Origin of the sequence: uncultured Martelella sp., from assembly GCF_963677965.2 — a bacterium.
Taxonomy (GTDB): domain Bacteria; phylum Pseudomonadota; class Alphaproteobacteria; order Rhizobiales; family Rhizobiaceae; genus Martelella; species Martelella mangrovi.
Map to the genome: position 1 here is coordinate 331891 of NZ_CAXXFM010000003.1, position 14878 is coordinate 346768.

At 60.1% G+C, this 14878-nt stretch carries 12 protein-coding genes; all 12 read right to left on the bottom strand.

Translation table 11 applies throughout. From position 1 onward, the window contains the following. Window positions 1-458: 458 nt before the first annotated feature. Window positions 459-1088, bottom strand: a complete 630-nt coding sequence (locus ACHZCU_RS20780; protein WP_319520377.1) for an ABC-type transport auxiliary lipoprotein family protein — start codon at window positions 1086-1088, stop codon at window positions 459-461. Window positions 1089-1243: 155 nt separating this feature from the next. After that, window positions 1244-2614 (bottom strand): MlaD family protein, encoded by a 1371-nt coding sequence (locus tag ACHZCU_RS20785; protein WP_106304728.1) that lies wholly within the window; start codon window positions 2612-2614, stop codon window positions 1244-1246. A 9-nt stretch (window positions 2615-2623) separates the two neighbouring features. Then, a complete protein-coding gene (locus ACHZCU_RS20790; RefSeq protein ID WP_181190708.1) occupies window positions 2624-3439 on the bottom strand; it encodes an ABC transporter ATP-binding protein in 816 nt (271 codons plus the stop codon). Between the two features lie 10 nt (window positions 3440-3449). Next, window positions 3450-4610 (bottom strand): MlaE family lipid ABC transporter permease subunit, encoded by a 1161-nt coding sequence (locus tag ACHZCU_RS20795; protein ID WP_319520378.1) that lies wholly within the window; start codon window positions 4608-4610, stop codon window positions 3450-3452. 261 nt (window positions 4611-4871) lie between these two features. Continuing rightward, on the bottom strand, window positions 4872-5702 hold the full coding sequence (locus ACHZCU_RS20800; protein ID WP_106304730.1) for a UDP-2,3-diacylglucosamine diphosphatase: 831 nt from the start codon (window positions 5700-5702) through the stop codon (window positions 4872-4874). A gap of 107 nt (window positions 5703-5809) precedes the next feature. Further along, entirely contained in the window at window positions 5810-6637 is an 828-nt protein-coding gene (locus ACHZCU_RS20805; RefSeq protein ID WP_319520379.1) for a hypothetical protein, read from the bottom strand. A 25-nt stretch (window positions 6638-6662) separates the two neighbouring features. Further along, window positions 6663-8321 (bottom strand): NAD+ synthase, encoded by a 1659-nt coding sequence (locus ACHZCU_RS20810; protein ID WP_319520380.1) that lies wholly within the window; start codon window positions 8319-8321, stop codon window positions 6663-6665. A gap of 466 nt (window positions 8322-8787) precedes the next feature. Further along, window positions 8788-10167 (bottom strand): class II 3-deoxy-7-phosphoheptulonate synthase, encoded by a 1380-nt coding sequence (locus ACHZCU_RS20815; RefSeq protein ID WP_319520381.1) that lies wholly within the window; start codon window positions 10165-10167, stop codon window positions 8788-8790. A 112-nt stretch (window positions 10168-10279) separates the two neighbouring features. Beyond that, window positions 10280-11134, bottom strand: a complete 855-nt coding sequence (locus ACHZCU_RS20820; RefSeq protein ID WP_319520382.1) for a LysR family transcriptional regulator — start codon at window positions 11132-11134, stop codon at window positions 10280-10282. 350 nt (window positions 11135-11484) lie between these two features. Continuing rightward, window positions 11485-12873, bottom strand: coding sequence for a glutathione-disulfide reductase (gene gor / locus ACHZCU_RS20825; RefSeq protein ID WP_319520383.1), 1389 nt, complete (start codon window positions 12871-12873; stop codon window positions 11485-11487). A gap of 405 nt (window positions 12874-13278) precedes the next feature. Next, window positions 13279-13815, bottom strand: a complete 537-nt coding sequence (locus ACHZCU_RS20830) for a DUF2059 domain-containing protein (protein WP_106304749.1) — start codon at window positions 13813-13815, stop codon at window positions 13279-13281. Window positions 13816-13828: 13 nt separating this feature from the next. Next, a complete protein-coding gene (gene rpiA, locus ACHZCU_RS20835) occupies window positions 13829-14527 on the bottom strand; it encodes a ribose-5-phosphate isomerase RpiA (RefSeq protein WP_106304752.1) in 699 nt (232 codons plus the stop codon). Window positions 14528-14878 lie beyond the last annotated feature (351 nt).

A 14878-nucleotide genomic window follows, 5' to 3' on the forward strand; every position in this document is an offset into this window, starting at 1 on the left:
TTTGTTGATGAAGTTTCCACAGGCATTTCCGTCATACCGGCCTTGAGCCGCTATCCAGGGCCAAATGCGATGACGATCAAGACTGCCCCTTTGCATGCAACGAGTTCCACGGCCCTGGACCCCGGATCAGGTCCGGGGTGACGGGCATGGGGTGGGTCAGCTCTGCGTGTCTGCAACAAGGTTTGTCAGAGGGACGCCCGTTTGGTTTTCAGCCGCTGTCCGGTTTGATCTGCAGGCTGCAGAAACGAGCTGAACTGCTGCGCAACAGAAGTTGAGCATATCGCCAGATCAAAAGGCGAGCGGCAACCAGCGCGTCCTCTGTGCCGATGCGGAGATGCTGAAATAGTGAGGGGGAATGAAAGATAGTTGGCCAGACCGGTTTCCATCCAACAGGTTAGCCGCTGCCAGCGGACAACGATGCACTTTTGAAGGCTACGGGACCTCTTCCGGCGCCGATATCAAAGCGTGCCGGCAATCCATTCGACGATCTGGGCCTGAACCTCGGCAAAGGCATTGTCGAGCGCGGCGACGAGAACGCCGCTGGAGGCCGAGGCGTTGACGCCGACGCTGCTGGAAAACAGCCGCTGCGCCCTGACGACACCGGTGCGGTCGTCGAGAAGCTTGACCGACAGCACCACGTCGGCCGTTCCGGGACCGGCGGCATCAATCGCGAATTCGCGAATTTCCACGATAACCTGATAATCGATGGCAAGGCCCTGGCCGGGCATGCCGACACCGCCGAACAGGCCGGTATTTTCAAGACCGGCAACCAGACGCGCCTGAACCACAGCCGGCAGCAGATCGCTCCACTGGGCGCCGGCCAGATACCTGAGTTCGGAGCCCGAGAGCCTGACGACGATACCGCGATTGTCGAGCACCTGAATGGCCGACGGCGTGGGCACAAGAAGCTGCAGCCGCGCGGTGCGGGCGCGCGTGGTCGTCACCTCGGTTGCCGCCTTGGCCGTCAGGTCGAAGGTATCGCTCGGCGGTCTGAGCGCGCAGCCACCAAGACTTGCCACAACGAGACCCAGCCCGACAAGCGGCCCGGCCAGGCGACCGGCTCTCTGTGCTGCGGCAAAAAACATCATACCGTCCTTCCTGGGACCTGCTAATCCATTCAATTCAATGAAGTAAGGCAAAAAGGCCACAATTGCAAAGACCTCTTTGGCGACTTTTCCCGGCGGCACGCGCTTTTGTCATGTCCGTGATTTCCCCCATCCGAGATCACTCTGCCCCACAAACATCAATACCGGTTGCGGCCGTCATAGGTCTTCATATTGTCCGAACCGAAAATGAACTGCTGCGGATCATTGCTGATCGAATTGATCGTGCGGTTGAGGTTGTCGACGGTTCTGCGGGTGTCAGATACCAGCCCCCGGACATCACGCAGCCCCGAACCGGAGAAGTTCTCGAGATTGGCCGTGATCGGACCAATGCTGGCGTTCAGCGTTTCGGCCGCTTCCTGCACCGCCGTCAGGGTCTTGCGGGCCTGATCGGAGAGCGAATCGACATCGTCGGACCCGAGAAGGGTATCGACCTTCACGAGAACCTCGTTGACCCGTGTCGAGGCCTCGTTGAGCTTGACCGACAATTCGCTGACATTGTCGATCGCCGTATCGATATTCTCGGTCTTGGCGTTGATGCTGTCGGCAACATTCCGGATCGAGGCGACGGCATCCTTGGCGTCTGCCATGACGACAGAAAGGTCATCGACGGAGGAGCCGACCTTGTCCGGGTCGATCGACGAGACGATCACATCGACCTTCTTGAACATGTCGTGCGCCTGATTGCCGAACTTGCTGTAGCTGTCGACCGCTTCGGAGAACTGGGCGATCACGTCGTCAAGATCGTCCGAGGCCTTCGCGACATTGGTGGTAATCGTGCTGGCATTGCCAATGATCGTCGACACCTCGTCGGGGTCAATCGCATTGATCACCTTGTCGAGCGAGGCAACCGTCGTCTCGAGCCGGCCCGACAGGCTGTCGACGGATTTCGACAACTTGCCGACGGTCTCGAGGAAATTGCCGATTTCGTCGGAATTGTCGGCCAGCGCTTCGGTAAAGGTTTCGACATTGCCGACCGTCTTGGTCAGGGTCGGCGACACGTCCTCGACCAGCTTCTGCACGTCACTTGCGGTCGAATCGATCCGCTTCATGATCCGGTCGGCCGTCGTCAGCAGATTGGACAGGCTGGACTTGTCCGCCGTCAACTGGGCGGGTTCATCGTTCTTGACCGCTTCTTCGAGGATATTCGGCCCCGTCTGGCCATTTGCGGCCAGTTCGATATAGCCCGTTCCGGTCAGCCCCTGCAGCTCCAGTTTGGCGGTTGTGCTGTCATGCACGGGCGTATCGGCCTTGACCTCGGTGCGTGCAATCGTAAACCGCGGGTCTTCCGGGTCGATCTCCAGACGCTTGATCGAGCCGACCTGGATACCGTTGAAGCGAACGGCCGAGCCGACGCTGAGGCCGTTGGCCGAGCCGGGAATACGCACGATCAGTTCCGCAATCGGTCCCTGACGCCCGTATTCCTGAAGCCAGAACACGAAGCCGGCTGCTGATGCCAGAACCAGCAGAACGAAAAAACCGACAATGGTATAGTTAGCTTTGGTTTCCATGCCTGTCCGTCACTGCTGTTGGCCGTTTGCGGCGTTTTCGAAAATAGCGCGGGACCGCTTGCCCCTGAAATAGCTCTGGACCCAAGGGTCGTCGAAGGCGAGCATCTTGTCGAGCGTCCCCTCGACCAGCACCTTCTTCTTGCCAAGCACCGCGATCCTGTCACATACGGCGTGCAGGCTATCGAGGTCATGGGTCACCATATAGACCGTAAGGCCGAGCGTGTCACGCAACCGCGCGATCAGCTCATCGAACTCGGCCGCGCCAATCGGGTCAAGACCCGATGTCGGCTCGTCGAGGAACACCAGGTCCGGATCAAGCGCCAGGGCGCGCGCCAGCGCCGCGCGTTTGATCATGCCGCCCGACAGTTCCGCGGGAAAACGCTCCGCTGCCTCCGGCCGCAACCCCACCATCTCGATCTTGAGCCGGGCAAGGTCGTCCATCATCGCCTTCGGCAGATCGAGATATTCCCGCATCGGCACCTGCACGTTTTCCAGCACGGTCAGGCCGGAAAACAGCGCGCCCTGCTGAAACAGCACGCCGACGCGCATATCGACAGACAGCCTGTCGGCATAGCTGAGATTGTCGAAATCCCTGCCGAAGATCGAAATCGTACCGGCCTGGCGCGCATTCAGCCTCAAGACAGTGCGCATCAGCACCGACTTGCCGGTTCCCGACCCGCCGACGAAACCGAGGATTTCACCGCGATACACATCCAGATCGAGATTTTCGAGCACGGTCGGACCGCCGAATCCCACGGTCAGGCCCCGCACGCTCAAGATGCTGCGCCTGCCCTCTTCCGTCCTGTCTTCGGTTTCTGGGTTCACCGCCAGTTCCTCAATAATTGATTGCCGCGTAGAAAATAGCAAAAATTCCGTCGGCGAGAATGACCACGAAAATCGACTTCACCACCGAGGCCGTCACCTTCTGGCCGAGGGATTCGGCACTGCCGCCGACTTTCATGCCCTCAAGCGAGGCAATGATCGCGATGATCAGCGCCATGACCGGCGCCTTCAGCATGCCCGAAATCACATCGGCCATGTCAACGGCCTCATGGAAACGCTGCATGAAGGTCTCAAGCGTGATCCCCGAATAGACATCAAGGATGACCACGGCGCCCAAAAGAGCGGAGAAATTGGCGAGAATGGTCAACAACGGCAGCGCGATCAGCAGGGCCAGCATGCGCGGGAACACGAGCACGGAAACCGGATCGAAGCCCATCACCCGCAGCGCATCGATTTCCTCACGCATGCGCATGGCGCCGATTTCGGCGGTGATGGCGCTGCCGGAACGCCCGGCAATCATGATCGCGGTCAAAAGCACGCCGATTTCGCGAAGCTGGAGAATGCCGACAAGGTCGACAACGAACAGTTCCGCCCCGAAATAGCTGAGCTGAAAGGCCCCCTGCTGGGCGATGATGGCACCGACCAGAAACGACATCAGCGCGATGATCGGCACCGCACGCACGCCCATATGGTCAAGCTGGGCGGTGATCGCGGCCATGTTGACCCCACCGCCGCGCGAAAGAAGCGCCTTCACGCCGAGAAACAGCGCTCCGAAAAAGCCGACGCCGCGATAGACATCCCGCGCACCGGCCACCGCCGACTTGCCGACAGGATCAAGAACAGCCTCCGTCAGGCTCGGCCGCGGTTGAGATACTTTTTCCGGCTCGGGCAAGGTCTCGGGAATGGCTTCCATCAGATCGGAAACACGGCGCTCCATGCCCGAAAGCGTGGCCTCCATGCCTGCGGCCACACATTCGGCCTGCACTTCGCGGACCATCCAGGCGCCTGCGGTGTCGAAGCCTTCAAGTTGCGACAGGTCAAGCACAGCCGTGCCGCCGGCGCCCTGCAGGCTGTCACGCAGCCGGTCTATCTCTCCGCTGAGAAAGCGCGCATTACGGACCGTCCAATAGCCCCGAAGACACAGGGTTCTGGCCGTTCCGCCGTCGCCGGTTTCCACCGTCAGGGAGGCTTTGCTTTCGTCCGCGTTCTGCAAATGCAATTATCCAGTTTCCAGCGCACCGTCGCGCCCTGCGGGCTCCGGCGCGAAAACAGCGGGAAACACCCCCTCCACCTCTTCAGCATTCCGCCGGAACACTTTCCGGCCAACCGGTCGCTGGACAAAGTGATGACGATCCGCCGTGATCATGACCTTTGTTAGGCTTTTCATGATGACGAGGAGATTGCAAGTCTTTTGAAGGCTCTAGGAACTATGCGGGCCAATTGAACCGGACTTCTGCAAGGGTGGCCGGTTGTGTCAGGCCGCCCTGCCCTTGGCCTTGGCAGCCAGAATCAGCGGCGAGAAATCCTCGCTTTCGGTCTCCGCGGCCTCATCTTCATGCACGCCTTCGATCTTCTGCCAGTGGATCAGCTCGAACGTGCCGTCGAAATGCTCGGCAATGGCGGTGCAGCTTTCGACCCAGTCGCCGGTATTGATGTAGCGGATACCGTCCATGTCTTCCATCACCGCGTGATGGATATGGCCGCAGATGACGCCGTCGACTTCGTTCCTGCGTGCTTCCTCGACAACGATACGCTGGAACTCGCCGATGAAATTGACCGCGTGCTTGACCTGCAGCTTGGCCCAGGCGGAAAACGACCAGTAGGGCATGCCGAGCTTGCGGCGCACGGCCGCCAGCACCCGGTTGATGGCAATCGCCGCATCATAGGCCCAGTCACCGAGATAGGCGACAACGCGGGCATGACGGACGACGACATCGAATTCATCGCCGTGAATGATCAGATATTTGCGGCCGTCGGCGGCTTCGAAAATCATCCGTTCGGCCACTTCGACACCGCCGAAATGGGTGCCGGGAAAATCCCGCAGGAATTCATCGTGATTGCCGGGAATATAGACGATGCGCGTGCCCTTGCGCGCCTTGCGCAGCAGTTTTTGCACCACATCATTGAAGGGCTGCGGCCAGTACCAGCTGCGTTTCAGCCGCCAGCCATCGATGATATCGCCGACGAGCACGATGGTCTCGGCCTCGTGATGACGCATGAAATCGAGAAGGAAATCGGCCTTCGCGGCCTTCGACCCGAGATGTAGGTCGGAAATGAAAAGCGTTCTGAACTGTCTGGGTTCCATCGCCTCAACCCGCCATAGTCCCCGGCGGTCCCTGTGCATCCATGGATGGCACCCTTAAAACACGAGTCGTATTTCAGCTTGATGACAGGCCACCCGATGCAAACTGTTCAGACGGGGAAATAGCGCACATAGGCAAAGGCCGCGCCATCCGGCGACCAGTTGGGCGAATTCATCGTGCCCTGCCCGCCGAAGAGTTCGAACAGCGTGGTCAGATTGCCGCCGTCCGGGTCCATCACCCGCACCCTCACATCCTTGTCGCCCGGGTGATCGAACACCTCCGGGGCATAGGAAATCAGAATCACGCGGTCGTTCTTCGGGCAAGGATGGGCAAACCAGTTGCCGGCATTGTCGAAGGTCACCTGCTGCAGCCCGGTGCCATCGGGATGAATGCGCCAGATCTGCATCAGACCGGTGCGCGAGGAATTGAAATAGATCCACGCGCCATCGAAGCTGTAGTCCGGCCCGTCATTGCGGCCCTCTCCATGGGTCAGCCGGGTTTCATCGCCGCCATCGGCCGCAATCGTGTAGATATCGAAGACATCGTCGCGAATACCGCAATAGGCAAACCGCGCGCCATCGGGCGACCAGCCATGCCAGTAGGACGGCAGGTTTTCGGTCACCAGTTTCGGCGTGCCGCCTTCTGCCGGCAGCGTGTAGATCGCCGATTTGCCGAATTCGCATTTGTCGGAGACGGCAATCGTCTTTCCGTCCGGCGATATGCCGTGGTCATTGTTGCAGCGCACGGCAAAGCCGGTGTCGATCTGCTGCAGCCGCGGCGTACCCTCCAGCGGCAGCCGGTACATCAGGCCGTCGCTGTTGACCATCAGATAACGTCCGTCCGGCGACCAGTTCGGCGCTTCGATCAGCGCCTCCGACTGAAACACCACGCGCTGTTCGCCCGTGGCGAAATCGTAGATTTCGACTGAACTGCGCATAAGCCCCTCCCCGGCGTAATCGGCTCTATCGGTCCCTGAACCGGTTGGTGATCGGATAACGCCGGTCGCGGCCGAAATTCTTGCGGGTGATCTTCACACCCGGTGCGGACTGGCGGCGCTTGTATTCGGCGATGTAGAGCAGATGCTCGATCCGGTGCACGGTTTCGGCATCATGCCCGCGCGCAACAATCGCCTCCACCGACATTTCCCGTTCCACGAGGCATTCCAGTATGTCATCCAGCACCGGATAGGGCGGCAGCGAATCCTGATCGGTCTGGTCGGGGCGCAGTTCGGCCGAGGGCGTCTTGTCGATGATGTTTTGCGGAATGGCGTTTTTCTCCGGCCCGTGCATGCCCTCCGGCCGCTCGGTATTGCGCCAGGCCGCCACCGCATAGACCTGCATCTTGTAGAGGTCCTTGATCGGGTTGAAGCCGCCGTTCATGTCGCCATAAAGCGTGGCATAGCCGACCGACATTTCCGACTTGTTGCCGGTGGTCACCACCATGGCGCCGAACTTGTTCGAAATCGCCATCAAAATGGTGCCGCGCGTGCGGCTTTGCAGGTTTTCCTCGGTGATGCCTTCTTCGGTGCCCTCGAACAGGCTCTCCAGCGCCGCCTGAAAGCCGCTGACGGGCTCCTCGATGGCGACGATGTCATAACGGCAGCCAAGCGCCTTTGCGCAGGCAGCGGCGTCGGAAAGCGATTCTTCCGATGTGTAGCGATAAGGCAGCATCACGCAGTGAACGCGCTCCGCGCCGAGCGCATCCACGGCAATCGCCGCGCAGATCGCCGAATCGATGCCGCCGGAAAGGCCGAGCACCACGCTCTTGAAGCCGTTCTTGTTTACATAATCGGCAAAGCCGAGCACGCAGGCGCGGTAATCCGACGCCTCGCCGATCGGCAGCGCGGAGACCTTGCCGCCGACAATCCGCCAGCCGTCGTCACCACGCTCCCATTCGGAAATCGCAATATCTTCCGCGAATTGCGGCATCTGGAAAGCCAGCGTTTTATCGGCATTGAAGCCGAAACTGCCGCCGTCGAACACCAGTTCATCCTGACCGCCAAGCGTGTTGAGATAGACGAGCGGCAGGCCGGTCTCGATCACCTGTTTGAGCACCACCTGATGGCGCACATCCACCTTGCCGCGATAATAGGGCGAACCATTGGGCGACAAGAGCAGTTCCGCACCGCTTTCAGCCAGCGTTTCGCAGACGCCGAGATCGCCCCAGATATCCTCGCAGATCGGAATACCGATTCTCACCCCGCGAAAACTCACCGGCCCGGGCATCTCGCCCGGCGTGAACACGCGCTTTTCATCGAATTCGCCGTAATTCGGCAGGTCGACCTTGTCACGGATGGCGATGATCTCGCCACCGTCCAGCACCGCAACGGAATTGTGCCGACCGGCCTCGCCCTGCCGCGGAAAACCGACGATCACGCCGGGTCCGCCATCGGCCGTATCAGCCGCAAGCGCCTCGACGGCCTTCAGACAGGCAGCCAGAAAGGCAGGCTTCATCACCAGGTCTTCGGGCTGGTAGCCGGAAATGAACAATTCGGTGGAGAGCACGAGATCGGCACCGACCGCAGCGGCTTTTTTCCGCGCGGTGCGCAATTTCTCGAGATTGCCGGCGATATCGCCAACCGTCGGGTTCAGTTGGGCGAGTGCGATTTTGATGCTGTCCATGGCAATTCCACCTTTCAGGTCCGACGAGGGATGGACACCATGTTTTTCAGGAAAAATCAAACCGGAAAAGGCAGGAAGGCGCGCAGTAGCATGAATAAAGATTGCATCAGGGCAACATTCCACTCCCCCATGAGGGCAGAGGGGCAGCGCACGCCGTAATGTCTGAGCTTTTGGAGATGCTCTCAGATTGCTGACAAACTTTCCCGCTTTACCGGCGTCATCCTCGGGCTTGACCCGAGGATCTAATCACGTTGCATCACGAGCGGTGCTCCAGTTTTGCAACAGATTGATTTATTACGCCTTTCCATCCTAAACGCCTCTCTTGGCGAGACGTGCTTGGATGCTCGGGACAGGCCCGAGCATGACGAATGTGGGTGAAGCGGGCTTCTCTCTGTCGTGCTCACGACATCTCCCCCTCAATGGGGGGAGACTAAATCAAACGCTGTCGGCGCTTGCCGACCAGCACTCACTCGTTGATGGCGAGCTTCTTTTCCTCGTAGGCCGTCTTCATCCGTTCGGCGAGCAGGAAGGCGAGTTCCAGCGCCTGGTCGGCATTGAGGCGCGGGTCGCAATGGGTGTGGTAACGATCGTGCAGGTCGTCGCCCGTCAGCGCCCAGGCGCCGCCGGTGCACTCCGTCACGTTCTTGCCGGTCATCTCGATGTGGATGCCGCCGGGATAGCTGCCTTCGGCGCGGTGGATCTGGAAGAAGCTTTCGACTTCCGACAGGATGCGCTCGAACGGCCGCGTCTTGTAGGAATTGAGCGTGATCGTATTGCCGTGCATCGGGTCACAGGACCACACGACCTTCCGGCCCTCACGCTCGACGGCGCGGATCAGACGCGGCAGATGATCGGCAACCTTGTCGTGACCGAAACGGCAGATCAGCGTCAGGCGGCCGGCTTCGTTTTTCGGGTTCAGCGTGTCGATCAGGCGCAGGAGGTCGTCTTCGGCAAGCGAAGGACCGCATTTCAGCCCGAGCGGATTGTTGATGCCGCGGGCATATTCGATATGGGCATGATCGAGCTGGCGCGTACGGTCGCCGATCCAGATCATGTGGCCGGAGGTCGTGTACCAGTCGCCCGACGTCGAATCGACGCGGGTCATGGCCTCTTCATAGCCAAGCAGCAAGGCTTCGTGGCTGGTGAAGAAATCGGTTTCGCTGAGCGCGTGGTTTTCCGCCGCCGTGATACCGATGGCGCGCATGAACGACATGGTTTCGGAAAGCCGGTCGGCAAGCTTCTGGTAGCGTTCGCCCTGGGGACTGTCCTTGACGAAACCGAGCATCCACTGGTGCACGTTTTCCAGATTGGCATAACCACCCATGGAAAAGGCGCGCAGCAGGTTCAGCGTCGCGGCCGACTGGCGATAGGCCATCAGCTGGCGCTGCGGATCGGGCAGACGCGCGCCTTCGGTGAAATCGATGCCATTGATGATGTCGCCGCGATAGCTCGGCAGCGTCACGCCATTGATGGTTTCCTCCGAAGACGAACGCGGCTTGGCAAACTGGCCGGCAATGCGGCCAACCTTGACGACCGGCTGCTGGGCGCCGAATGTCAGCACCACGGCCATCTGCAGAAAGGCGCGGAAGAAATCGCGGATCGTGTCGGCGCCGTGCTCGGCGAAGCTCTCGGCGCAATCGCCGCCCTGCAGCAGAAAGCCCCGGCCCTCGGCCACTTCGCCAAGCGCGGATTTGAGCTTGCGCGCCTCACCGGCAAACACCAGCGGCGGATAGGAAGCGAGCGCCGCTTCGGCCTCGGCCAGCTTGTCTGCATCAGGATAGTCCGGCACCTGCAGAATGGGTTTCCTGCGCCAGCTACCCGGTGTCCAGTTTGTTGCACTGTCCATGTCGTTCACCTGTCCTTGCCGTCCGGCCACACCATGCCGGACACGCCTCTCTCCCGATTTCGGCGCGCTTATAGACCTTTCTCGCTTTTTTGTATACCCGCGTGAGAGCCACTCATTCGCCGGAAAGCAGGCCGCTGTTCGCCTTGATCAGGGTCGCCAGCCGCTCGATGACGGTGCGCACTTCCGGCCGGTGTCGGTCGTCGTCATGGGCAATGATGAAAAGCGGATGACCGAGCGCATCGATCATGCCGCCGACACGTTCAAGCGCCGGATCGCTGTCGCCGATGTGAACCGGCAGGACGCCCTGCCCCGCCCCGGCCGCAATCAGCCGCACCAGCAAGTGCCGGTCCTCCGTCCATGTGGTGATGGCGGATTCGTGATTTTCGAAAACCCAGCGATCTGACGGCGAAATCGCGGCACCCGTGCCCATGGAAACCCAGGGCAACGCCTCATCCGCTCCGCCGCGACGGCGATAAACGGCATAGGCCATGGTGCCGGCGCGGCGCACCGCCAGATTGCCGCTGTCCGGCCGGGCGGCGAGGACGGCAACATCCGCCTCCCGAAAAGCAAGCGCCAGCGACGGCCCGGCCGCCGCAAGGCAGATGCGAAAGCCGTCTTCCGCCCCCTTGATCCCGGCCACATGATCGGCAGCAAAGCCCGAAAGCCAGCTGTCGACCGCAATCGATACCCAGGGCATGGCAAAGGCATCGCTGTGCCATGCCGCAATATCGTCGGCCACCGCCTGCATGCCGCTGACGCGCTCAAACAGGATTTCGCCGTCATGGGCCAGCCGGTAGCCACGCTGGGACCGCAGAAACAGCGCCCGTCCGAGCGTACGCTCAAGCGCAAGCATGCGCCTGCCGATCGTCGGCGCGGACAGACCGGTGCGCTGGGCTGCGGCACTCAGACCGCCCAGTTCGGCAACCACGTGAAAAAGCTGGAGATCGTCCCAGTTCGGATCCGCCATTCTGCCTACTCCCGCAAAAAACGCGCGCGGTACAAACTTACACCAGAGGTAAGGACGATGAACCGTTCACGGCTGAAAGAGACGTTTCATTCGCAAATCTACAGCGCCCGCAACAGAAAGCCTAGCTCTTGGACATACCATCCAAACGGGAGAAAATATCATGCTCGACTGGTTTGCAGTGTCCCGACGTGACCACCCCAGACCGCCCGCCTCGCTCGCCGACCCGCTGGAAGGCGAAGACTGGCACGGACATCAATGGGCGGCAGTCCTCATCAGCCGCATCATGCGCCACCGCAGAAGTCAAACAGCCCGGCACGCTGAAACGTGCCGGACCGTAGACATAACGACCTTCAGACCCGCTCGCCGTTCTTCACGTGATAGGAGGGGCTATACATCGTGACAAGCTCTTCCGACGCTGTCGGATGCACCGCCATGGTGCGGTCGAAATCGTCCTTGGTGCATCCGCCCTTCAGCGCAACGCCGATAAGCTGCGCCATCTCGCCTGCCTCGTGGCCGAGAATATGCGCACCGACGACCTTGCGGTCGGCGGCATTGACGATCAGCTTCATCACCGTGCGCTCATCACGCCCGGACAGCGTGGCCTTCATCGGCCGGAACTTTGCCAGATAGACTTCCAGCTCCGCATAGCGTTCCGCCGCCACATCCTCGGGCAGGCCGACCGTGCCGATTTCCGGCTGGGAGAATACGGCCGTTGCAATCAGATCGTGGTCGGGCGTGGTCGGATTGTTCTTGTACTCGGTTTCGATGAAGCACATCGCCTCGTGGATCGCGACCGGCGTCAGCTGAACGCGGTCGGTCACGTCGCCGAGCGCATAGATGTAATCGACATTGGTGCGCGAATACTGGTCGACCTCGATCGCGCCCTTGGCGTCTGTCTGAACACCCACGGATTCAAGCCCGAGGCTCTTGGTGTTGGGAAGCCGGCCAAGCGCCATCATCACCTTGTCGACGTTGAAGACATGGCCTTGCCGGGTTTCGGCCTTCAAACGCCCGTCGGCGGCCTGCGCCACATCCAGGATCGTGTCGTGGCAGACCACCCGGATGCCCTTCTTCTCCATCGCCTCGCGCAGATTGGTGCGCATGTCCATGTCGAAACCGCGCAAGATTTCCGGCCCGCGATAGATCAGCGTCGTTTCCACGCCGAGACCATTGAAAATATTGGCGAACTCGACCGCAATATAGCCCCCGCCGGTAATCGCGATCGATTTCGGCAGTTCATCGAGATGGAAAGCTTCGTTGGAGGAAATGCAGAGTTCAGACCCCGGCATTTCCGGATGCGGGTTGGGCGCGCCACCGACAGCGATCAGGATCTTTTCCGCCGTCACCTCCTGGCCCGAGGCGTTCAGCCGCAGCCGATGTGGGCCGATGATCTCTGCCCGGCTTTCCAAAATTTCCGCGCCGGCATTTTCCAGGCCCTTGCGATACAGGCCTTCGAGGCGGTCGATCTCCTTGTCCTTGGCGGCAATCAGTTCCGGCCACGAAAAACTGCGCTCGCCGACATGCCAGCCGAACCCCTCGGCATCCTCGAAATGCTCGGGATACTGGGACGCATAGACAAGAAGCTTCTTCGGCACGCATCCGCGAATGACGCAGGTGCCCCCGAAACGGTATTCCTCTGCAATGGCGACGCGTTTACCGAGCCCCGCCGCCAGCCGCGCGGCGCGCACGCCGCCTGAACCTCCGCCGATAACAAAAAGATCAAAATCATAAGCGGACATCGGGAGGCTCCTTTTTGCAAACAATGTCTTTGGAAATCTTCGGGCCTAGATATGGCGACTTCGAACGGGAAATCAAAGGGACAGGACGCGGCTTTGCCTAACGCCGCTCCAGAACGGAAAAAGGGCGTGCGAAAGGCACGCCCTCAAACTGCTAACAATCCCGAAGACGTGCGGGTTGTTGCCTCCGTCAGCCGTCCACTCAGGTGTCATGCTCGGGCTTGACCCGAGCATCCATTCCGCTCAACCCTTTGATAAAAAAGGGTTTCAAGCAAGCGTACATGGTGCGGCCCTGGATCCTCGGGTCAAGCCCGAGGATGACCCAGCGTGAGGGGCAGCTTTGTCAACAAACCAAGGGCGTGCGAAAGGCACGCCCTCAAACCTTTAAAACGGCGTCGGCCGAAGATATTATTCTGCGGCGGCCGGTGCATCACCCGTCTGCTCTGCAATGCGACGGTTCAGCTCTTCCTGGGCCTGCTGATTCAGGTCGCGGGCGATGCCGCGTGCCCAGATGTCGCCTGCCTGGCTCAGTTCGCGTGCCGCAATCGGCCCGTACTGGATGAACTTCTTGCCGAGATCGGAATTGTAGAATGTCGCCAGCTGTTCCAGCTCTTCCTGGGTGAAGATGTTGGCATAGATCTGCGCACCTTCATTTTCCAGATCCGCGCGGCGCGAGGCCAGCGAGATTGCCGTATCCGTCACCACTTCATCGATCAGGGCATGATAATTCGGATAAACCTGCGTCAACTGCGCCTGCACGAGATCAGCCTGGTTCGGCAGGATTTCGTCAAACTGGGAATTGATGCCGAGCGCGCCCAGCGCAGCCTTGGCCGCGGCCTGATGCTCGGGCGAAATATCCTGTGCCGCAGCAACGGAAAAAGCGCCAAGTCCCATTACCGTGGCGACGACGGCCACGGAACGGCCGATCTTGGTTTGAAATCTCATAAAGGACTCCTGTCTACTCTGCTGCTTTGAGTGTACGCACGCCACCGCCAGATGCAACGATGGCCAGCGTCGCTATGTCGATAAACAACCCGTGCTCCACAACGCCGGGAATCATATTGAGCGCCACAGAAAGAGCCTCTGCATCGGGAATACGGCCAAATGATGCATCAAGGATGTAATGTCCGCCATCGGTCATGAACGGACCATCCCCGGAATGGCGCAATTCGAGCGCTCCGGAGAGATTGAGGCGGGAAACTGTCTTTTCGATGGCAAGGCGTGTGGCGCCAAGACCGAAAGGCATGACCTCGATCGGCAGCGGAAATGCGCCGAGCTGGTCGACCACCTTGGTCTCGTCAGCGATCACGATCATCGACTTCGACGCCGAGGCCACGATCTTTTCCCTGAGCAGCGCTCCGCCGCCCCCCTTGATCAGGCTGAGCGCCGGATCGATTTCATCCGCGCCGTCAATCGTGAGATCGAGTTCGGGCGATTCGTCCAGAGACTTGACCTCGATGCCGAGTTCAAGGCACTGACGTGCGGTTGCTTCGGATGTCGGCACGCCGGTGACGGAAAAACCGTTCGCCACCTTCTCCCCGAGCAGCGCGATGAATTCACGCGCGGTGCTGCCGGTTCCGATGCCGAGACGCATACCGTCCTCGACATATCCAAGTGCTGTTTCGGCTGCCTTGATTTTCAATTGACGCGCGTCCATGCGTCACATGCTCCTTCTGATTTACGCTAAGGTGTTTACACGCCACAGGCGCTAAACAAAAGTCCTTTTGCAAGAAGCCGCAGCTTCTGACCGAATGGATAATACCAAGAGTCAATGATTAGGACCCATATGATGCGCGCTGGAATGGTCGTCCGAGTAGGAAAATACCGCAGAGCGATGCTTGAGCATCGCGCGAGGATTTTGACGCCCTCGGCGGCCATTCCAGCCGCACCCTACGGGCCGGGCGATTTTGAAAGCCTGCGGCGTTGAAAACCCTCGCCGTAGCGGTGGCTACGACTGCGGTTTTCGCCTAGCCGGCTTTCAAAATCGCTCCGGTCATATGCGTTCTAA

Bases quoted from the DNA above. Each gene is read 5' to 3' on its own strand.
- ACHZCU_RS20780 (WP_319520377.1), bottom strand. From the start codon at position 1,088: ATGATGTTTTTTGCCGCAGCACAGAGAGCCGGTCGCCTGGCCGGGCCG.
- ACHZCU_RS20785 (WP_106304728.1), bottom strand. From the start codon at position 2,614: ATGGAAACCAAAGCTAACTATACCATTGTCGGTTTTTTCGTTCTGCTG.
- ACHZCU_RS20800 (WP_106304730.1), bottom strand. From the start codon at position 5,702: ATGGAACCCAGACAGTTCAGAACGCTTTTCATTTCCGACCTACATCTC.
- ACHZCU_RS20805 (WP_319520379.1), bottom strand. From the start codon at position 6,637: ATGCGCAGTTCAGTCGAAATCTACGATTTCGCCACGGGCGAACAGCGC.
- ACHZCU_RS20810 (WP_319520380.1), bottom strand. From the start codon at position 8,321: ATGGACAGCATCAAAATCGCACTCGCCCAACTGAACCCGACGGTTGGC.
- ACHZCU_RS20815 (WP_319520381.1), bottom strand. From the start codon at position 10,167: ATGGACAGTGCAACAAACTGGACACCGGGTAGCTGGCGCAGGAAACCC.
- ACHZCU_RS20820 (WP_319520382.1), bottom strand. From the start codon at position 11,134: ATGGCGGATCCGAACTGGGACGATCTCCAGCTTTTTCACGTGGTTGCC.
- gor (WP_319520383.1), bottom strand. From the start codon at position 12,873: ATGTCCGCTTATGATTTTGATCTTTTTGTTATCGGCGGAGGTTCAGGC.
- ACHZCU_RS20830 (WP_106304749.1), bottom strand. From the start codon at position 13,815: ATGAGATTTCAAACCAAGATCGGCCGTTCCGTGGCCGTCGTCGCCACG.
- rpiA (WP_106304752.1), bottom strand. From the start codon at position 14,527: ATGGACGCGCGTCAATTGAAAATCAAGGCAGCCGAAACAGCACTTGGA.